This is a genomic window from Streptomyces sp. NPDC002773, from assembly GCF_040295605.1.
Lineage (GTDB): Bacteria > Actinomycetota > Actinomycetes > Streptomycetales > Streptomycetaceae > Streptomyces.
The window spans coordinates 181,176-201,407 of record NZ_JBEOVO010000002.1; the positions used below are offsets into that span (position 1 = coordinate 181,176).

The following is a 20,232-nucleotide window of genomic DNA, read 5'->3' on the forward strand; positions in this document are numbered from 1 at the left end:
CGAAGGCTTCCCGGCCGACATGACGAGATCGAGCCCTTGTTCGTTGCTCGTGTGAACGGACGCATGGCAGCATGCCTGGGTGCATGACAACGGGGATGGCATACCGGAGCCTCGACGGGTTTCGAGGCTGGCGGACTTGGCGGGGGAATCGGTTCCGGAGGCACCGCCGGAACCGGAAGCGGCCCCGGTGACCGCTGCCGCGCGGGCCGTGTCGGAGCCCGGACCCGAGCCTGGGGCCGGGGACGAAGTGGCAGTGGCTCGGCGTGAGTTTGCGCGTTTGCTGGGGGAGTTCCGGCGTACCGCCGTGCTCGTGCCCTTCGACGACCACGAGAGCCTCTGGACCGCCGACTTCAACGGCGTCCGGTGGATCTGCGCGTTCTCGGACGAGGCGGCGCTGGCGCGGTTCGCGGGCGCGCGGGGAGAGGCCGGGCGCGAGTGGTCGTACCGGACGATTCTGGGCGCACGGCTGCTTGATGTGATGGTGCCGATGCTGCCCGGTCCCGGCGGGGTCGCGCTGGACGCGGGCAGTGCGGACGGGACTCTGTTTCCGCCGGTGGCGGGGATCGTCCCGGACGAGGTGGCGGTGGATCTCGGGGACACGGGGACCGGGGCCGGGAGTCCGATGGGTACGGGGGCGGGGACGCGATGAGTGGGAACGATCCTGACCTCGCGGCGCCAGCGGCGGCGCTCGCGGAGATAGCGAAGGGCATCGACCTGGCCCATGCCGAGCTGAAGGAGCTCGGCATGATCGGCGAGGCGTCGACAGGTCGCGGGTTCTCCGACCTCGCCCTGTCGGGGATTGAGTTGGGGCATGGCGGGCTGACGTCGGAGTTCGAGACGTTCTGCGAGCGGTGGGAGTGGGGCGTACGCACCCTGACCCTGCGGGGGAACGGGTTCGCGCAGGCGGTCGGCCTGTCGGCGGGGTCGTTCGCAGAGCAGGAGCAGTACATCAAGGACTCGATCAAGATCGGCGTGAATTCCCTCAACGGCAACCCGCACCTGTCCGAGGACGACGTCAAGAAGATGAGCTGGGAGACCGTCCGCGACCAGCGCACCTTCGACAACGCCGACTACAGCCTGAAGTCGTTCACCGACGCGCACCAAGAGGTGAAGCAGACCTGGCAGAACACCGGCTACGACGTCATGGACGCGAAGCTGGACTCGATGGAGCGTTCCGGACTGATCGACCCGGCGGTGCGCGACCGCATGGACGAGCAGATCAAGGACGGCCTCGACCCCGACCGGGCCACCGTCGAACAGGCCGAACAGCCGCGGTGGGGGGAGAGCCGCTGATGGTGGACTGGAGCGGCCTCGCCGACAAGGTCGGTGACGGCATCGACAAAGGCATCGACAAGATCGGTGACGGCATCGACAAGGGCAAGGAAATCGTCGGGCAAGGCATCGACCACGCCACCGACAAGGTCGGTCAGGGCCTGGACAAGGTCGGCGCGCACGACTGGGCGGACTCGGTCGAGGACTGGGGCGACGAGACCGCCTCGTCCCTCGGCGCGCAGGTCGGGGAGCAGCAGCTCGGGCAGACCGAGGAGGCCGACGAGCTGATCCACGGCAAGCCGGAGAAGATCGCCGCGACCGTGAAGAACCTGCGGGACTTCCAGCGTGCGTTCGACCTGGTCGGCGGCGGGATGAAGAAGCTGGACTCCGGCCACTGGAAGGGCGAGGCGGCCGACGCGTTCCGGGAGAAGTTCCAGGCCCTGCCGACGGACTGGCTGCGCGCGGCGGACGCGATGGAGAGCGCGGCCAAAGCCCTGGAGTCGTACTCCAAGGCGATCGTGAGCGCGCAGGGCAAGGCGCGTGAGGCGATCGCCCTGTACAAGGAGGGCGACAGCGACTCCAAGGCGGCCGTCGACACGTACAACAAGAAGGTCGACGCCTACAACGCGGCGCGCACCGGGGACAGTCCGCTGCCGGACCCCGGGGCGTTCACCGACCCGGGCAAGGCCAAGCGGCAGCGCGCCCAGGAGATCCTGAACGACGCGCGGAAGGCGCGCAACGAAGCCGGGGAGACGGCGCGGACGGCGGTCCGCGCGGCGCTCGCGCACGCGCCCGCCGAGCCGACGGGCCGCGATCGGGTCCAGCTGGAGCTGATGGACTACAGCCTGGGCCAGAGCTTCGAGCTGGCTCACTTCGGCGGTGGCATCGTCAAGGGATCGGCCGGCCTGGTCAACTTCGTCCGTTCGGTCACCCCGTTGGACCCGTACAACATCACCCACCCGGCGGAGTACTACAAGGGCGTCAACATGACGCTCGCCGGCCTGGTGTCCTCGGCGGCGAACCCCGACAGGGCGCTGAAGAACGCCTGGGACGCGGCGAAGGGCGACCCGGCGGAGTTCCTGGGAAGGCTGGTGCCCGAACTGATCGGGACGAAGGGCGCGGGGCTCGCGCGCACTGGCCTGAGGGTCGGGCTGAACGGCACCAAGGGCCTGCCGGACGGGACGAAGCCGGACGGCACGACGCCGGACGGGAAGAAGCCGGACAGCAGCCGCGCGGACCAGGAGAAGGACCCGGCCACCACCTGCAAGAAGGAGAGCGAGACGGCGTGCAAGCAGGACCCCGTCGACATCGCCGCAGGCCGGGTGCTGCTGCCGCAGACCGACATATCCCTGCCCGGCTCGCTCCCCCTCGTCTTCCGGCGCACCTTCGACTCCTCGCGCCGTTCGGGACGCTGGTTCGGCCCGACGTGGTCGAGCACGGTGGACCAGAGGCTGGAGATCGACTCGGAAGGCGTCGTCTTCAGCTGCGACGAGGGCAGCCTCCTCGCCTACCCGCATCCGGCCCCCGGCGTCCCCGTCATGCCCACCCACGGCCGGCAGTGGCCGCTCGACCGGATCGAGGACGGCTACACCCTCACCGATCCCGCCACCGGCACGGTCCGTCACTTCGTCGACCACGGCGACGGCCTCGCGCTCCTGGCGCAGATCGACGACCGCAACGGCCGCTGGATCACCTTCGAACACGACGAGACGGGAGCCCCGACGGCGCTCGTCCACCACGGCGGCTACCACCTGAAGCTCACGACGAGCGAAGGGCGCATAACCGCCCTCCATCTGGCGGGAGCGGCCGCGGACGGATCCGACCAGGAGATCCTGCGCTACGGCTACACGGACGGCCACCTGACCGAGGTCGTCAACTCCTCCGGCCGCCCCCTGCGCTTCGGCTGCGACGAACACGGCCGGATCACCTCGTGGACCGACACGAACGACAGCCGCTTCGACTACGTCTACGACGACCAGGACCGCTGCACCTACCAGTCGGGCACGAACGGCCACCTCGAAACGACCTTCACGTGGGACGGCGTCGACCTGGCGACGGGCCTGCGCGTGACCACCCTCACCGACGGTCAGGGGCACATCCAGCGTCATCTGATCAACGACCGGGCGCAGGTCGTCGCCGAGATCGACGCCCTGGGAGCGGTCACCCGCTTCGAGTACGACCGCCACAACCGGCTCCTGTCCCGGACGGATCCGCTGGGCCACGTCAGCCGCTCCACGTACGACGACCAGGGCCGCGTGACGGCGGTGGAACGCCCGGACGGACGGCAGGCGAGGGCCGAGTACGACGAGGCCGGTTTCCCGATCCGGATCGTCGGCACCGACGGCAACGTCACCCATCAGACCTTCGACGAACGCGGCAACCGCACGTCGGTGACGGACCCGTCCGGCGCCCGAACGGAGTTCGCGTACGACGAGGCAGGCCGCCTCACGTCGGTGACAGACCCGCTCGGTGCCACCACCCGGCTGGCCCTGGACGCCCGGGGCCTCCCGCTCGCGATCACGAACCCGCTGGGCGCCACGACCCGGTACGCGTACGACGCCTTCGGCCGTACGGTCCGGGTCACCGACCCCCTCGGGGCAGTCACCCGGCTGGAGTGGACGGTCGAGGGCCGTCCGTCCCGGCGCACCGCGCCCGACGGGACGGTAGAGACCTGGACGTACGACGGCGAGGGCAACTGCCTCAGCCACACGGACGCGATGGGCGCCACGACCCGCTTCACGTACACCGACTTCGACCTGCTGACGTCCCGCACGGGCCCGGACGGTGTCCGCTACGAGTTCAACCACGACACGAACCTGCGACTGACGCGGGTGACGAACCCGCAGGGTCTGACCTGGAACTACGCCTACGACCCGGCGGGCCGACTGGCCACGGAGACGGACTTCGACGACCGGACGCTGAGCTACGACCACGATGCGGCGGGCCGTCTGGCCTCCCGCGCGAACGGCCTCGGCCAGACGATCCGCTTCGACCGCGACAGCCTCGGCCGGATCGTCCGCAAGGACGCCGAGGGGGCGGTCAGCGCCTACGAGTACGACGTCTTCGACCAGCTGTCGGCGGCGACCGGCCCCGACGCGACGCTGCAACGCCTCAGGGACCGGTACGGCCGTCTGGTCTCCGAGACGGTGAACGGCCGAACGCTCTCGTTCACGCACGACGCCGTGGGGCGGCGGACGGGCCGGACGACCCCGGGCGGTTCGACGAGCACGTGGTCGTACGACGCGGCGGGCCGCCGTACGGAACTGACGTCCTCGGGCCGGACGCTGACCTTCACCCACGACGCGGTGGGCCGCGAGACGACCCGCCACATCGCCGACTTCGCCACCCTGGCCTCGTCGTACGACCCGATGGGCCGCCTGGAGACGCAGCAGGTGACGGGTGGCTCGGGCCACCAGCTCCAGCACCGGGCGTACACGTATCGCGCGGATGGAGGCCTCGTCGGCGTCACGGACGGACTCGGGGGCACCCGCAGCTTCGACCTGGACACGGCGGGCCGCGTCACGGCGGTCCACGCCCGTGACTGGACAGAACGGTACGCATACGACGAGGCGGGCAACCAGACGGAGGCGTCCTGGCCGTCCACGCACCCGTCCCAGGCCGCGACGGGCAGGCGCGCCTACGAGGGCACCCGTATCACCGGCGCGGGCGCTGTCCGCTACGAACACGACGCCCAGGGCCGGATCGTTCTGCGCCAGAAGACCCGTCTCTCCCGCAAGCCGGACACCTGGCGGTACGAGTGGGACGCGGAGGACCGCCTGACGTCGGTGACGACACCGGACGGGACGGTCTGGCGGTACGCGTACGACCCCCTGGGCCGCCGCATATCGAAGCAATCACTGCTGGAAACGGTCCACTTCACCTGGGACGGGGCCACACTCTGCGAGCAGACGACGTCCGGCGTGACCCTCACCTGGGACCATGCGGGCCTACGCCCCCTGGCCCAGACGGAACGCCGCACGGACCAGGACTCCACCGACGACCGCTTCTTCGCAATAGTCACCGACCTGATCGGCACGCCGACGGAGTTGGTCGACGAATCAGGCGAACTGGCCTGGCGCACCCGAACCACCCTCTGGGGCACGACGACCTGGAACAGATCGGCCTCCGCGTACATCCCCCTCCGTTTCCCGGGCCAGTACTTCGACCCCGAATCGGGCCTCCACTACAACCACTTCCGCTACTACGACCCGGAATCGGCCCGCTACCTCAGCCAGGATCCTCTCGGTCTCGCCCCGGCGGACAACCCAACGGTCTACGTCCACAACCCGCACACGTGGGCTGACCCGCTCGGGCTGGCACCCGATGGTTGTCCGGACGAGGAGAAGACCCAGCCGCCTGGCGGCAACGTACCGAACGACCCACGCGGATACAGCAAACCGTCCATCGGCCGCTACGACTACTCCTGGTCCAACTACGACGAGGCCGTGAATGCGGCTCGCGAGCATGCCGGCGGACCCATGGGGCCGGATTCGATCAAGATGTACGACCGGAACCCACACCTGAACGAAGGCACCGGAACCCTCATCGGCGAACAGACGCCCGATCGCATCCGGGGGTGGCGCATCGACGGCGCGGACGGCCACGTGAACTTCTGGGACTGGTCGAACGGCAAGAAGGGCAAGGGCGGAGTGTACGGTCACGACTGGTTTCCCGCAGACCCCACCACCCCAGGATCCCGATACATCGGCTGGGCCCCGTGGCAGGACAACGATGGAAACATCCTGGAAGGCAACTGAGGGGACACACGCACATGCCACCTGGGCTCACCTCCACGCTCGCGGCCATCGGCGTGGGTACGGATTCCACGCTTCTCGACGAAGTCGTCAGGGCCGTCGGCGGCTCGTGGTCGGAGTTGAACCACCTGCGACGGACAGCCGACTCCACGGTCGATGTCTCGGAGATGACTGACGACGAGGTTCGCGCTGCTCTCGCGACACAGCTGCAAGACCCCCAAACGGACGTGACGGTCGCATGGCCCGCAGATCGAGTCGCGGCAAAGATGACTGTGTCGCAGCTGCTCACAGCGATCGACGACCTCTGGTATCCCGCCATGGACGATGTGGTCATCGTGCAGGCAGAGAGCGCTGGCACCACGGTGGTGGTCCTCGACCACGAGGAACAGTTGACCGCCACACGGCTCACCGCATGACGGAAGGACCGTGGTTGACCGAGGCATGCAATGTCCTGGAAGACGGTGCCGCGCTGGAGCGGGTCAGCCGATTTCTCGATCTCGGCGGTGATCTGGCGTATCTCTGAACACGGGCGGTCACTACCGCGCCGTGGAATTCAGTCGACTCCCACTCTTTTCAGCACTGTCGACATATCGGAGAACTGGCCGTGACCGGCGTTGAATTCCTCGCCTCTTTCGTCACCACCGGAGAGCTGCATGGCCTCCGCATCGGCGCGACACTCGACGAGATCGACCGGGCGTTTCGTCATCCCTTCGTCGCTGTCGTCGGCGACGAAGGGCAGTGGTTGCGGCGGGACTACGGGCTCGTCGAGTTCGCCTTCAACCCGGGGCCGGAGTGGGTCATGGCCACCGCGTCGGTCCAGTTGCACCGCCTCGCGTCGGGCGACGGCCTGGCTCGGGCCTGGGCGCGGAGCATGGGCGTCGGGTTTCCCCGGTACACCTCCTGGAAGGAGGCGGGCGACGCGCTCTCTCGTACAGGAGGCGTCCCGGAGCTGAAGGTCACCGACCAGGGCGGATTCCTCCAGTACCGGGCCGCGTCGTCGAACGTATCGGTCCTCGTCGTGGACGGTGAGGGCGAGGAGCGCGGTTACCGCGTCGGCAACGGCGACGTGTGGAGTCTCGAGCTGTGGGCGCCGTTCCGGAACGCATGAGTTCCGCCGGATCGGTGCGGCGTAGGCGAAGGGCCCGGGATCCGAGTGGATTCCGGCCCCTTCGCGTGAGCGGCCGCTGCGCAGGCGCCGCCCGTCATGGACGGGTTCGGCATCGACATCCACATCATGGGCTACCTATTATAAAGAAATGGCGCTGGCCATGGACACGCTCCAATTGAGACAACTCGTCGAAGCGGCCGTTCAGTCGGGAGTCTGCTCACCAGCAGTGCAGGAATCGCTGCGAGGTCAGTTCTCCCTCGACGACGGCGAGGTCTCACGCAGCAGCATGCTGCGCATTTACGAGCGCCGCCTCTCCAGGGTCCCGGAAGGAAGCGAACTGCACGGGGACACCAGGCGCCTCGTCGAATTCCTGAGGAATTCTCCGCTCGATTCATTGAGGATGATCGGCGTCAGGTCCGAAAAGGGCGGGTTTCAGCTTCTCCTGGCGGATCCCGAGGGGACAGCCGTCCTCTTCTGGATGAAGATGTTCTCGCGGCCCTGAAGAGCCTGTGACACACGCTGAAGGGGCCAGAACCGTCCCCGGTTCCGGCCCCTTCTGCGCAGTCGGCGGGTTTACCGCGCCGCGTCCGGGTGGACCGCTTCCGTCACCGAGCGGTCCGCGGCAGCCGGATTCTCCACCGGCTTCCGCAGCTGGATGCTCAGCTCGCGCAGGCGGGCCCTCGCCGGCACGCCGACGGAACTCGTCGACGAGTCGGGCGAACTGGCCTGGCGCACCCGCACGACGCTCTGGGGCACGACAACCTGGAACAAGTCGGCCACCGCCTACACCCCCCTCCGCTTCGCGGGCCAGTACCTCGACCCCGAATCGGGCCTCCACTACAACCACTTCCGCTAATACGACCCGGAATCGGCCCGCTACCTCTCCCCGGACCCCTTGGTTCTCGCCCCGGCCCCGAACCCGGCGACCTATATTTTCAACCCGCTTACCTGGGCCGACCCACTGGGGCTGGGGCCGTGCCCGATCGGCGGGCCCGAGAAACACCTTCGCCTGGATGCCGATCGAGGCGATGTCCACTTCCCCGACCACGAATCTGCCTGGCAGGAAGTCAAGAGCCGCTGTGGGATCGAGGACGATTCCTACGTCTTGAGAACCAATCAGTGGGGAACGACCCGAATCTGAAAGGACCGAAGGGAGAGCCCTGGGAATCGATAGAGGCGCTGGACGGAAAAAATAATGTGATCGAATTCCACCATCACGCCAATGGCCACTACTTCAAGAACAAGGATCCCGACCTGGAGCAGTGGTCATTGCCTCACTATCACGGCCCCAAGGGAGAGCACATATACTATGGCGACATGAACTCCGCTTGGGGAATGAGAGGAGCAGCACGCAATGCAGAGTAAGCGGTACACTGCTGGAATAATTCCGCGCTGGACACCTGAAGGAATTGGATCCAGAGTTTCATCCCTGGAAAGCGATCTGCCCGAACTGAGCGCCGCGTGGGTACTGTGTGAACGGAACGACGAGACGCATACGTGGGCGAGCTTTCTGACAAAGGCACCCCAGAAGGATGTGTTCCTTTGGGGCGCCGCATTGCGCCCACAACCCGAAGCAGCCCCTCCCGCAACGAACGACCGCCACACCATTTCAAGCCGAACCCTGGAGCGCGTACGCACAGACCGCTTCCCGATGCTCCCATATTTCGAATCCACTTTCGAAAGAGCGAAAAACAGCAAGGAGACGGTAGGGGAGTTCATCGAAAATCTCTCCGTCCGCGGGACAGGGTTCGCGTTCGCTCTCGGGCACGAGGCGGCTGATCCGGGGGAATGGCTGCAGGCGAGCTCGCTCATGGAGTCCCACTTTTCACTCTACCGAGATTTCAACAATTCTCCGACACTGGAATCCATTCGCCGGGGAATCACCTCTCTCTATGTTCGACAGTCAGTGGCACTGGGGTTTCTTCCTGTCATCCCGCTGAACAAGCATCCGGATGCAGGATTCGTTCTGTTCTGTGCCACCGACACCCGAACCGAGATTGTCGACTGGCTGACCGAGGCATGCGACGTCCTGGAAGGCGATGCCGCGCTGGAACGGGTGAGCCGATTCCTCGATCTCGGCGGTGATCTGGCGTATCTCTGACCACGGGCGGTCACTACCGCGCCGTGGAATGCAGTCGGCTCCCACTCTTTTCAGCACTGTCGACATATCGGAGAACTGGCCGTGACCGCCGTTGAATTCCTCGCCTCTTTAGTCACCACCGGAGAGCTGCATGGCCTCCGCATCGGCGCGACACTCGACGAGGTCGACCGGGCGTTTCGTCATCCCTTCGTCGATGTCGTCGGCGACGAAGGGCAGTGGTTGCGGCGGGACTACGGGCTCGTCGAGTTCGCCTTCAACCCGGGGCCGGAGTGGGTCATGGCCACCGCGTCGGTCCAGTTGCACCGCCTCGCGTCGGACGACGGCCTGGCTCGGGCCTGGGCGCGGAGCATGGGCGTCGGGTTCCCCGGTACACCTCCTGGGAGGAGGCGCGCGACGCGCTCTCCCGTACAGGAGGCGTCCCGGAGCTGAAGGTCACCGACCAGGGCGGATTTCTCCAGTACCGGGCCGCGTCCTCGAACGTCTCGGTCCTCGTCGTGGACGGTGAGGGCGAGGAGCGCGGTTACCGCGTCGGCAACGGCGACGTGTGGAGTCTCGAGCTGTGGGCGCCGTTCCGGGCGGGCTGATGAGCGCCGTACGCAACGCATGAGTTCCGCCCGATCGGTGCGGCGTAGGCGAAGGGCCCGGGATCCGAGTGGATTCCGGGCCCTTCGTGCGGGCAACTACCGCGCCGCGTCCGGGTGGACCGCGTCCGTCACCGGGCGGTCTTCCGCGGCCTTCTTCTCCACCGGCTTGCGGAGCTGGATGTTCAGTTCGCGCAGGCGGGACTCGTCGAGTTCCGTCGGGGCGCCCATCAGGAGGTCCTGGGCGTTGCCGTTCAGGGGGAAGGCGATCGTCTCGCGGATGTTCGGCTCGTCCGCGAGGAGCATCACGATGCGGTCGACGCCCGGGGCGATGCCGCCGTGCGGCGGGGCGCCGTACTCGAAGGCGCGGAGCATGCCCGCGAACTCGTGCTCCACCGTCTCGCGCGAGTAGCCCGCGATCTCGAAGGCCTTGAACATGATCTCGGGCTCGTGGTTCCGGATCGCGCCCGAGGAGAGCTCGATGCCGTTGCAGACGATGTCGTACTGCCAGCCGAGGACGTCCAGCGGGTCCTGGGTCTCCAGGGCCTCAAGGCCGCCCTGCGGCATCGAGAAGGGGTTGTGCGAGAAGTCGATCTTGCCGGTCTCCTCGTCCTTCTCGTACATCGGGAAGTCGACGATCCACGCGAAGCGGAAGACGTTCTCCTCGAACTGGCCGGCGCGCTTGGCGGCCTCGACCCGGACCGGGCCCATGATCTTGGAGACCTCGTCGAACTCGCCCGCACCGAAGAAGATCGCGTGGCCGGGCTCGAGGCCGAGGCGCTCGGTGAGGACCTTGACGTTCTCCTCGGTGAGGAACTTGGCGATCGGGCCGGTCAGGGCGTTGCCCTCGCCGACGCGGACCCAGGCCAGGCCCTTCGCGCCCAGCGAGACCGCGAAGTCGCCCAGCTGGTCGAAGAACTTGCGCGGCTGGTCGCCCGTGTTCGGCACGGCGAGCGCGCGGACGTGCTTGCCGGCGAAGGCCTTGAACTCGGAGGCCTCGAAGACGTCGGAGATGTCGACGAGTTCGAGGGCGGTGCGGAGGTCCGGCTTGTCGTTGCCGTACTTCAGCATCGACTCGCGGAAGGGGATACGGGGGAAGGGGGACGTGACGTGGCGCCCGCCGCCGAACTCCTCGAAGAGCTCCGTCATGAGCTTTTCGATGGGCTGGAAGACGTCTTCCTGCTCCACGAAGCTCATCTCGACGTCGAGCTGGTAGAACTCGCCCGGCGAACGGTCCGCGCGCGCGTCCTCGTCGCGGAAGCAGGGCGCGATCTGGAAGTACCGGTCGAAGCCCGAGATCATGAGCAGCTGCTTGAACTGCTGCGGCGCCTGCGGCAGCGCGTAGAACTTGCCCGGGTTCAGGCGGGACGGGACGACGAAGTCGCGGGCGCCCTCGGGGGAGGTCGCGGCGAGGATCGGGGTCGCCATCTCGTTGAAGCCGAGGGCCACCATCTTGGAGCGGATGGAGGCGATGACGGCGGAGCGCAGCATGATGTTGCGGTGCATGCGCTCGCGGCGCAGGTCGAGGAAGCGGTACTCCAGGCGCCGCTCCTCGTTCACGCCGTCGTCGGCGTTGATCGTGAAGGGGATCTGCTTCGCCGCGCCCAGGACCTCGACCGTGGCGGCCTCGATCTCGATGTCGCCGGTCGACAGCTCCGGGTTGACGTTCTCCGCGCCACGGGAGACGACCTTGCCGTCCACGCGGACGACGGTCTCCTTGGTCAGCTTGTCGAGGACCTCGGCCGCGGCGGTGCCGGGGCGGGCGACGAGCTGCGTGATGCCGTAGTGGTCGCGCAGATCGATGAAGAGGATGCCGCCCAGGTCGCGCCGATTGTGCAGCCAGCCGCTCAGCCGGACGTCGGTGCCGACGTCAGAGGCGCGGAGCTCGCCGCAGGTGTGGGACCTGTACCGATGCATCGTCGTTCATCCAGTCTTCGGGATTCGTGGGTCGTGGGCCGCCGCCCCGTGGCCCCTGTCACGGATGTCACAGGACACGCGGGCAGACCCACCCAGAGTACCGGCCGGGCCGTGATCGCTTTTCGAATACTCTCGGTGGCGACCTGGTGTCCGATATTCATAAAGTAGGGCAATGCGCACCGAGGACGTCCTGGCCGCGATCGCGACCGGCCTGTGGCGCTGGGACAACGCGTCCGGGATCGTCTCGCTCGACGCCGAGGCCGCCCGGCTGCTCGGGTTGCCCGCCGAGCCCGTACGGCTCAGCGAGGCGGCCGTACGCTCCCGGTTTCATCCGGTCGACTGGAACGAGATCGACGGGGTCGTCAACCTCGCCGTCGCCGAAGGCACCCTCGCCGAGGCCCGGATGCGGATCATGGACGGCCACGGCCGGGTGATCCGTACCGTACGGAGCAGATCCAAGCCGCTCATCGAGGGGGACGACTACCAGCTCGTCGGCACCCTCCAGGAGGTCGCCGAGCAGTTGCCGGGGACCGCCGCCCGTACCCCCGTCACCGGTGACTGGCGCCGCTCCCGCGAGGCGTTCCTGCTCGACGCGGGGCGGGCGCTCGCCGAGGCGCGGTCGACGGCCGAGGTGCTGCGGGTGGCCGCCTCGCTCTCGATGCCCGGTTTCTCGCCGGACGGGCTCGCCGTCTTCGGAGTGGCGGGCGAACGGCTGACGATCATCGGCCACCACGGGCACAGCGACGGCGACGAGGGCCCCTTCTCGTCGATGTCGCTCGACACCGACTATCCGGCGGCGGAGGTCGTACGGACGGGCCGCGCGATCTATCTGCCGAGCCCGGACGAGTACCTGCGCCGCTTCCCCGTGACCTGGCCGCTCGCGCAGCGCTTCGGGCGCCGTTCCTGGGCCTTCGTGCCGCTGATCGTCGCCGGGCGCACGATGGGCGCCTGGATGGCGGCCTTCAAGCACCCGGTGGCGTTCACGCCCGACGAGCGTTCGGTGCTCACGACGGTGGCGCGGATGCTCGCGCAGGCCCTCGCACGCGCGGGCGTGGCCGAGTCCGAGCGGGAACTGTCGCTCGGCCTCCAGCGGACGATGATGCCGGTCCTCGGGCCGGGGATCCCCGGCATCCAGGTCGCCGCCCGGTACGTGCCGACCGGCGGCGGGCTCCAGGTCGGCGGCGACTGGTACGACATGATCCGGCTCCCCGGCGGCACCTCCCGCACTGGCGGGCGCGGCCCCGGCCGTATCGCCCTCGTCATCGGCGACGTCCAGGGCCACGACGTGCGGGCGGCCGGCCTGATGGGGCAGCTGCGGATCGCCCTGCGCGCGTACGCCTCCGAGGGCCACCGCCCGGACGCGGTCCTCTCGCGCGCCTCGCGCTTCCTGTACGGGATCACCGACGGGGACGACGGGGAGGATGGGGTCGATGGGGACGGTGGGCATGGAGGCGGCAGCGGGGGCGGTGGTCTGAAGGTCGCGGGCGGGCCGCGGTTCGCGACCTGCCTCTACCTGGAGGTCGACCTGGAGACGGGCACGGTCGACATCGCGCGGGCCGGGCATCCGGACCCGGCGGTGCGGATGAACGACGGAACGGTTCTGCTCAGACCCACCGCCGGCGGCCTCCCCCTCGGCATCGACCCCGACACCGACTACCCCACCACCCGGCTCACCCTGGAACCCGGCGAGACCCTCATGATCTGCACCGACGGCCTCCTGGAGACCGGCGGGCACGACCTGGACACCGGCTGGGAGCGGGTGAGGAAGCTCCTGGAGTCCCACGACGGCGAGGACCTGGAGCAGCTCGCCGACACGCTCGTGGAGGCCGTCCACGGCCCCGGCTCCCACCACACGACCGGGCCGCTCGCCGACCGCCGCGAGGACGACATCGCGGTCCTGCTGCTCTCCCGCCGCCCCGCCGGCGCGCTGCCGCAGGCCCCGCGCCGCACGCTCATGACGATCGCCCAGGCGGAACCGGAACGGATCGCCGAGGCACGCGAGCAGATACGGCAGCTGCTGCACGACTGGACGGACGGGGACCAGCTCGACTCGGCGGTCCTCATGGTCTCCGAGATGGTCACCAACGTCCTCGTCCACACGGACGGCGACGCGCTCCTGGTCGCCGAGGTCGCCTGCACCGAGACGTGCCGGCGGCTGCGCGTCGAGGTCTCCGACACCAGCGACGAACTGCCGCACAAGCGCCACCCGGGCGAGATGGCATCGAGCGGCCGCGGCCTGGTCCTGATGGAGATGCTGGCGGACGCGTGGGGCGTCGACCCGCGGGGCGAGGGCAAGTCGATCTGGTTCGAGCTGAACGAGTCGACGACGGGGGAGGGGTGCTGCGCGTAGGCGCCCGGACCGTGGGGCCTGGCGCGTAGGCGCCCGGGCCGTGGGGCCTGGCGCGTAGGCGCCCGGGCCGTGGGGCCTGGCGCGTAGGCGCCCGGGCCGTGGGGCCTGGCGCGTAGGCGCCCGGGCCGTGGGCCCTGCCGCGTAGGCGACCGAGCCGTGGGCCCTGCCGCGTAGGCGCTCGAACCGGGGCCCTGCCGCGTAGGCGCCCGGGCCGGGGGCCCTGCCGCGTAGGCGCCCGAACCGGGGCCCTGCCGCGCGCCCGCCCTCCCTCCGGCGCAGACTGGTGTCGTACGCCGCCGGGGGGCCCACGTCGGGGGGACCACGGAGCTTGCCATGGACACCCACAAGGTCGGGAGCGACACCACCGTCCTGGCCGACAGCCTCGAAGTGCCCGGGATCGGGCACATCCCCGCCAACGCCTACGTCCTCACCGCCGCCGAACCCGTCGTCGTCGACACGGGGCTCTCCCTCGCCGACCGGAACTTCGTCAACACGCTCGGCTCGGTCGTCGACCCCGCCGACATCCTCTGGATCTGGCTCACCCACCCCGACCGCGACCACACGGGCGGCATCTTCGACCTGCTCGTGGCCGCGCCCCGGGCGAAGGTCGTCACCACCTTCATCGGCGCCGGGATCCTGAGCACGGAACGGCCGCTGCCGATGGACCGCGTGTACTTCCTCAACCCCGGCCAGTCCCTCGACGTCGGCGACCGCATGCTGCGCGCGTTCAGGCCCCCGCTCTTCGACAACCCGGCCACGGTCGGCTTCTACGACGAGAAGACCCGGATCTGCTTCAGCTCCGACTGCTTCGGCGGGCCGATGCCCACGCAGGAGCTCGCGGAGAGCGGGCACGCGAACGACCTCAAGCCCGAGGAGCTGCGGCAGGCCCAGCTGCTCTGGGCGTCCGTGGACAGCCCGTGGGTGCACGTCGTGGACCCGGTCAAGTACCGGGCGACGATCGACCCGCTGCGGGAGATGGCCCCGGAGATCGTGCTGTCGACGCATCTGCCGCCCGCCGTGCGGATGACGACGTCGATGATCGACACGATCACGACGGCCCCGGACGTGGATCCGTTCGTCGGTCCCGACCAGGCGGCCCTCGAGCAGATGCTGGGGACCTTCGAACCGGGCGGCCAGCCTGCGGCGACCTGAGCGGCGGCCTGTGGCTGGGACCTGAGCGGCCGCGGCCTCACTCCCCGGCCGCCCTGGGCTTCGGCGGTGGTGGCGTCCCGTACCGCGTCCGCAGCTCGCCGAGTACCCCCGTCACCGCGGCCGTCAGCGGTACGGCGAGCAGCATGCCCAGGATGCCCGCGACGGACGCCCCGGCCGTGATCGCCAGCATGACCGCGGCCGGGTGCATCTGCACGGTCCGGCTCTGCACCATCGGCTGGAGCACGTTCCCCTCGATGACCTGGACGGCCAGGACGACGCCCAGGACCCACAGGGCGATGACGAAACCCCGGTCGGCGAGGGCGACGAGGACGGCGACCGCGCCGGAGAGGAAGGCGCCGAGGTACGGGATGTAGGCGGTGACGAAGACGAGCGCGGCGAGTCCGATCGCGCCGGGCACGTCGAGGACGACGAGGCCGACACCGATGAGGACGGCGTCGACGAGGGCGACCAGGGTCGTACCGCGCATGAAGCCCTCGACGGCCTCGAAGGCGCGGCGCGCCATGGCCTCGACGGTGTCGCCGGTGGTGGCCGGGACGAGGGAGCGCAGGGCGCCGGCGGCCCGGTCGGAGTCGCGCAGGAAGAAGAAGATGAGGAGGAGGGCGAGGACGGCGGTGGCGATCATCTCGCCGACGACGCTGAGTCCGGTGATGACCCCGGAGGCGGCGGTCCCGCCGAACTTCGTCAGAAGGTCCTTGGCGTTCAGGGCGAGGTCGTCGAGGGAGGTCCCGGCGGCGCCGAAGTGCTTCGCGATGTCGGCAGCGGCCTGCCGCAGCGAGGCGATGATCTGGTCGCCGGTCTCGATGAGGGCGGCGACGACGATGTACGTGGCTCCGCCGACGACCGTGAGGACGGCGACGACGGTCAGCCCGGCGGCGAGCGACTTCCGGACCTTCATCCGGAGCAGGCGCCGGTAGAGGGGCCCGAGCAGGGCGGTGCCGAGGATCGCGAGCAGGACGGGGGTGACGGCGGTCTTGAAGACGACGCACAGCCAGATCCCGACGGCGGTGACCCCGGCGACGAGCAGCAGGACGCCGCACCAGGCGGCTACCCGGCGGGCGGGTTCGGGAAGGAGCGCGGGCGTCGTCTGCACCCGACCACCGGACCACGCCCACCGGCGCGCCGTCGCGCGCTGACGGCCCGTACGGGTGACGACTCGTCAGCGACGCGCGGCGGGAGGCGGGGGTACGGGGGCGGGGCCCGTACTCCGGCGGGAGGCGGGGGTACGGGGGCAGGGCCCGTACCCCCGCCCGAACCCGGCCCCGTACCCCCCGCCCGAACCCGGCCCCGTACCCCCTCCGTACCCGCTCCTACTCCCCCATCCCGTGCACCGCCGGGATCGTCCCGAGCCGGCCCGCCTGGAAGTCCTCGAAGGCCTGGCGGAGTTCGGCCTGGGTGTTCATGACGAACGGGCCGTAGTGGGCCACGGGCTCGCGGATCGGCTGCCCGCCGAGGAGGACGACCTCCAGGTCCGGGGTGTTCCCGTCCTGCTTCTCGTCGGCGCGGACGGTCAGGGCGCCGCCCTTGCCGAAGACGGCGGTCTGGCCCATGTGGACCGGGCGCCGTTCGGCGCCGACGGTGCCGCGGCCGGCGAGGACGTACGCGAGGCCGTTGAAGTCCTCGCGCCACGGGAGGCTGATCTCCGCGCCGGGGCGCAGGGTGGCGTGGATCATCGTGATCGGGGTGTGGGTGATGCCCGGCCCGTCGTGCCCGTCGAGCTCGCCCGCGATGACGCGGAGCAGCGCGCCGCCGTCGGGGGAGGTGAGGAGCTGGACCTGGCCGCCGCGGATGTCCTGGTAGCGGGGGGCCATCATCTTGTCGGCCGCGGGCAGGTTGACCCACAGCTGGAGGCCGTGGAAGAGGCCGCCGCTGACGACGAGGGCCTCCGGCGGGGCCTCGATGTGGAGGAGGCCGGCGCCCGCGGTCATCCACTGGGTGTCGCCGTTGGTGATGGTGCCGCCGCCGCCGTTGGAGTCCTGGTGGTCGAAGATCCCGTCGATGATGTAGGTGACGGTCTCGAAGCCGCGGTGGGGGTGCCAGGGCGTGCCCTTGGGCTCTCCGGGCGCGTACTCCACCTCACCCATCTGGTCCATCATGATGAACGGGTCAAGGTACTGCTGGTTGATCCCGGCGAACGCGCGGCGCACCGGGAAGCCCTCGCCCTCGAAGCCCGTCGGGGCCGTGGTCACGGCGAGCACGGGGCGGGAGACGGCGTCGGCGGGGGCGGCGACGCGCGGCAGGGTGAGCGGGTTCTCGACGGTCACTGCGGGCATGACGGACCTCCTGGGTGCGGCCTCGACCGGATGCGGCCTCGGCGGCCTGTACGACCACTTTAGTTGAACGATGAACTTTCTGCCACCAGGAACGCGGAACGCCCGGGAGGAATTCCTCCCGGGCGCCCCCGTGCGTTCAGGATCGGTCAGCCGTACATGCGCCGCATCGCGAAGTCGACCATCTGCTCCACGGCCTTCGCGTCGAAGACCATCCGGTGGTCGCCCTCCATGTCGAGGACGAAGCCGTACCCCGTCGGCAGCAGGTCGATCACCTCGGCGCCGGTGATCACGAAGTACTTCGACTCCTTGCCCGCGTACCGCCGCAGCTCCTTGAGCGAGGTGAACATCGGGATGACCGGCTGCTGGGTGTTGTGCAGGGCGAGGAAGCCCGGGTTGTCACCGCGCGGGCAGTAGACCTTGGAGGTCGCGAAGATCTGCTGGAAGTCCTCGGGCGCGAGGGTGCCGGTCGTGAAGGCGCGTACGGCGTCGGCGAGGGAGGGCGGCGAGGGCTCCGGGTAGAGCGGGGCCTGCTGCTGCCCGTACCCGCCGGGCTGCATGCCGGGCTGCATGCCGGCCTGCGGGTCGTACTGCTGCTGGGGCGGCACGTACTGCTGCTGGGCACCCGGATTCTGCTGCTCGTAGCCGTACATGGGCCCCAGCCTATCGAGCGGGCGACCGGGCGGGGGCCGCCCGGCCGGGCCCTTCGTCCGTGCGGCTCGGGTCACATCTGCCGGTTCGAGGGTTGCTTATATTACCGATGGGTAGCATCATCGGAGAGAGCGTTTTGCTACTCGCTGGTACGTGTACGAGGAACCTCCCCTCCCCGAGCCTTAACGGAGCCGTCGCCATGGGGCACTACAAGTCGAATCTCCGCGACATCGAGTTCAACCTCTTCGAGGTCCTCGGCCGCGACAAGGTGTACGGCTCCGGGCCGTTCGAGGAGATGGACGTCGAGACCGCCAAGAGCATCCTCGACGAGATCCGCCGCCTCGCCGAGAACGAGCTCGCGGAGTCCTTCGCCGATGCGGACCGCAACCCGCCGGTCTTCGACCCCGAGACCAACACCGCCCCGGTCCCGGCCACCTTCAAGAAGTCGTACAACGCCTTCATGGAGTCCGAGTACTGGCGCCTCGGCATCCCGGAGGAGATCGGCGGCACGGTCTCCCCGCGCTCCCTGATCTGGGCCTACGCGGAGCTGCTCCTCGGCTCGAACCCGGCCATCTGGATGTACTCCTCCGGCCCCGCCTTCGCCGGCATCCTCTACACCGAGGGCAACGAGCAGCAGAAGAAGGCCGCGCAGATCGCCGTCGACCGCCGCTGGGGCTCCACCATGGTCCTCACCGAGCCCGACGCGGGCTCGGACGTCGGCGCGGGCCGCACGAAGGCCACGCAGCAGGAGGACGGCTCCTGGCACATCGAGGGCGTCAAGCGCTTCATCACGTCCGGTGAGCACGACATGGAGGAGAACATCCTCCACTACGTCCTCGCCCGCCCCGAGGGCGCCGGCCCCGGCACCAAGGGCCTCTCCCTCTTCCTCGTCCCGAAGTTCGAGTTCGACTGGGAGACCGGCGAGCTGGGCGAGCGCAACGGCGTCTACGCCACCAACGTCGAGCACAAGATGGGCCTCAAGGCCTCCAACACGTGCGAGATGACCTTCGGTGACCAGCACCCCGCCAAGGGCTGGCTCATCGGCGACAAGCACGACGGCATCCGCCAGATGTTCCTCATCATCGAGTTCGCCCGCATGATGGTCGGCACGAAGGCGATCTCCACCCTCTCCACGGGCTACCTCAACGCCCTGGAGTACGCCAAGGAGCGCGTCCAGGGCACCGACCTGGCCAACTTCATGGACAAGGCCGCGCCCAAAGTCACCATCACGCACCACCCCGACGTCCGCCGCTCGCTGATGACGCAGAAGGCGTATGCCGAGGGCATGCGCTCCCTCGTCCTCTACACGGCCTCCGTGCAGGACGAGATCGCGATCAAGGAAGCGGCCGGCGAGGACGCGAAGGCACTCCACGGCCTGAACGACCTGCTGCTCCCGATCGTCAAGGGTTACGGCTCCGAGAAGGGCTACGAGCAGCTCGCGCAGTCGCTCCAGACCTTCGGCGGCTCCGGCTTCCTCCAGGAGTACCCGATCGAGCAGTACATCCGGGACGCCAAGATCGACACCCTCTACGAGGGCACCACCGCCATCCAGGGCCAGGACTTCTTCTTCCGGAAGATCGTCCGTGACCAGGGCGCCAGCCTGAACGCGCTGTCCGAGGAGATCAAGAAGTTCCTCGCCGTCGGCACCGGCGGCGACGACCTGGCCGGCGCCCGCGACGCGCTCGCCAAGGCCGCCGTCGACCTCGAAGGCATCGTCGGCACGATGATCACCGACCTCACCGCCACCGGCGAGGACGTCAAGAACATCTACAAGGTCGGCCTCAACACCACCCGCCTGCTGCTCGCCTCCGGCGACGTCGTCGTCGGCTACCTGCTGCTGCGCGGTGCCGCCGTCGCCGCGGAGAAGCTGGCCGCGGGCGCCACCGGCAAGGACGTCGCGTTCTACCAGGGCAAGATCGCGGCCGCGAAGTTCTTCGCCGCCAACGTCCTGCCCGGCGTCACCGCCGAGCGCGCCCTCGCCGAGGCCGTCGACGGCTCGCTGATGGACCTGGACGAGGCCGCGTTCTAACCGACGCCTCTCGTCCATACAGGAACGGC

General features: G+C 69.1%; 15 protein-coding genes and 1 pseudogene. 12 read left to right on the forward strand and 4 right to left on the reverse strand.

Annotated features, from left to right (window positions below):
- The first annotated feature begins 79 nt into the window (after window positions 1-79).
- The 9 genes and pseudogenes from ABT034_RS03465 (at window position 80) to ABT034_RS03505 (ending at window position 9,664) form a co-directional block, all read left to right on the forward strand.
- The gene (locus ABT034_RS03465; RefSeq protein ID WP_351210783.1) at window positions 80-649 is read left to right on the forward strand and encodes an SseB family protein; all 570 of its coding nucleotides are present in this window, start codon (window positions 80-82) and stop codon (window positions 647-649) included.
- Window positions 646-1,293 (forward strand): hypothetical protein, encoded by a 648-nt coding sequence (locus ABT034_RS03470; RefSeq protein ID WP_351210785.1) that lies wholly within the window; start codon window positions 646-648, stop codon window positions 1,291-1,293. The genes ABT034_RS03465 and ABT034_RS03470 overlap by 4 nt, the downstream gene beginning before the upstream one ends.
- A complete protein-coding gene (locus ABT034_RS03475; RefSeq protein ID WP_351210787.1) occupies window positions 1,293-6,029 on the forward strand; it encodes a putative T7SS-secreted protein in 4,737 nt (1,578 codons plus the stop codon). Before ABT034_RS03470 ends, ABT034_RS03475 begins: the two co-directional genes overlap by 1 nt.
- Window positions 6,030-6,043: 14 nt before the next feature.
- Complete coding sequence (locus ABT034_RS03480; RefSeq protein ID WP_351210789.1) at window positions 6,044-6,442, forward strand: hypothetical protein; 399 nt, start codon at window positions 6,044-6,046, stop codon at window positions 6,440-6,442.
- Between the two features lie 188 nt (window positions 6,443-6,630).
- A complete protein-coding gene (locus tag ABT034_RS03485; protein ID WP_351210791.1) occupies window positions 6,631-7,134 on the forward strand; it encodes a hypothetical protein in 504 nt (167 codons plus the stop codon).
- Between the two features lie 148 nt (window positions 7,135-7,282).
- The gene (locus tag ABT034_RS03490; protein WP_351210793.1) at window positions 7,283-7,636 is read left to right on the forward strand and encodes a hypothetical protein; all 354 of its coding nucleotides are present in this window, start codon (window positions 7,283-7,285) and stop codon (window positions 7,634-7,636) included.
- 177 nt (window positions 7,637-7,813) lie between these two features.
- Window positions 7,814-8,113, forward strand: a pseudogene (locus ABT034_RS03495) (RHS repeat-associated core domain-containing protein); the annotation flags it as partial.
- A 375-nt stretch (window positions 8,114-8,488) separates the two neighbouring features.
- Window positions 8,489-9,235: a hypothetical protein gene (locus ABT034_RS03500; RefSeq protein WP_351210795.1), complete on the forward strand. Its 747-nt coding sequence runs from the start codon at window positions 8,489-8,491 to the stop codon at window positions 9,233-9,235.
- A gap of 81 nt (window positions 9,236-9,316) precedes the next feature.
- On the forward strand, window positions 9,317-9,664 hold the full coding sequence (locus ABT034_RS03505) for a hypothetical protein (protein ID WP_351210797.1): 348 nt from the start codon (window positions 9,317-9,319) through the stop codon (window positions 9,662-9,664).
- A 251-nt stretch (window positions 9,665-9,915) separates the two neighbouring features.
- Here ABT034_RS03505 and aspS read toward each other — a convergent pair whose 3' ends face one another.
- Window positions 9,916-11,733 (reverse strand): aspartate--tRNA ligase, encoded by a 1,818-nt coding sequence (aspS, locus tag ABT034_RS03510; protein WP_351210799.1) that lies wholly within the window; start codon window positions 11,731-11,733, stop codon window positions 9,916-9,918.
- 172 nt (window positions 11,734-11,905) lie between these two features.
- Between aspS and ABT034_RS03515 the strand changes: the two genes are divergently transcribed.
- Together ABT034_RS03515 and ABT034_RS03520 are read left to right on the forward strand one after the other, a co-directional pair.
- Window positions 11,906-14,083: an ATP-binding SpoIIE family protein phosphatase gene (locus ABT034_RS03515; RefSeq protein ID WP_351210801.1), complete on the forward strand. Its 2,178-nt coding sequence runs from the start codon at window positions 11,906-11,908 to the stop codon at window positions 14,081-14,083.
- Window positions 14,084-14,416: 333 nt separating this feature from the next.
- The gene (locus ABT034_RS03520; RefSeq protein WP_351210803.1) at window positions 14,417-15,235 is read left to right on the forward strand and encodes an oxygen-binding di-iron domain-containing protein; all 819 of its coding nucleotides are present in this window, start codon (window positions 14,417-14,419) and stop codon (window positions 15,233-15,235) included.
- Between the two features lie 37 nt (window positions 15,236-15,272).
- Here ABT034_RS03520 and ABT034_RS03525 read toward each other — a convergent pair whose 3' ends face one another.
- From ABT034_RS03525 to ABT034_RS03535, 3 genes are all read right to left on the reverse strand, one after another.
- Window positions 15,273-16,346 carry an AI-2E family transporter gene (locus ABT034_RS03525; protein WP_351210805.1) on the reverse strand — a complete coding sequence of 358 codons (1,074 nt, stop codon included), beginning with the start codon at window positions 16,344-16,346 and terminating at the stop codon, window positions 15,273-15,275.
- A gap of 217 nt (window positions 16,347-16,563) precedes the next feature.
- A complete protein-coding gene (locus tag ABT034_RS03530) occupies window positions 16,564-17,526 on the reverse strand; it encodes a pirin family protein (protein ID WP_351210807.1) in 963 nt (320 codons plus the stop codon).
- A gap of 146 nt (window positions 17,527-17,672) precedes the next feature.
- Window positions 17,673-18,176: an SseB family protein gene (locus tag ABT034_RS03535; protein WP_351210809.1), complete on the reverse strand. Its 504-nt coding sequence runs from the start codon at window positions 18,174-18,176 to the stop codon at window positions 17,673-17,675.
- 197 nt (window positions 18,177-18,373) lie between these two features.
- Between ABT034_RS03535 and ABT034_RS03540 the strand changes: the two genes are divergently transcribed.
- Entirely contained in the window at window positions 18,374-20,203 is a 1,830-nt protein-coding gene (locus tag ABT034_RS03540; protein ID WP_351210811.1) for an acyl-CoA dehydrogenase, read from the forward strand.
- Window positions 20,204-20,232 lie beyond the last annotated feature (29 nt).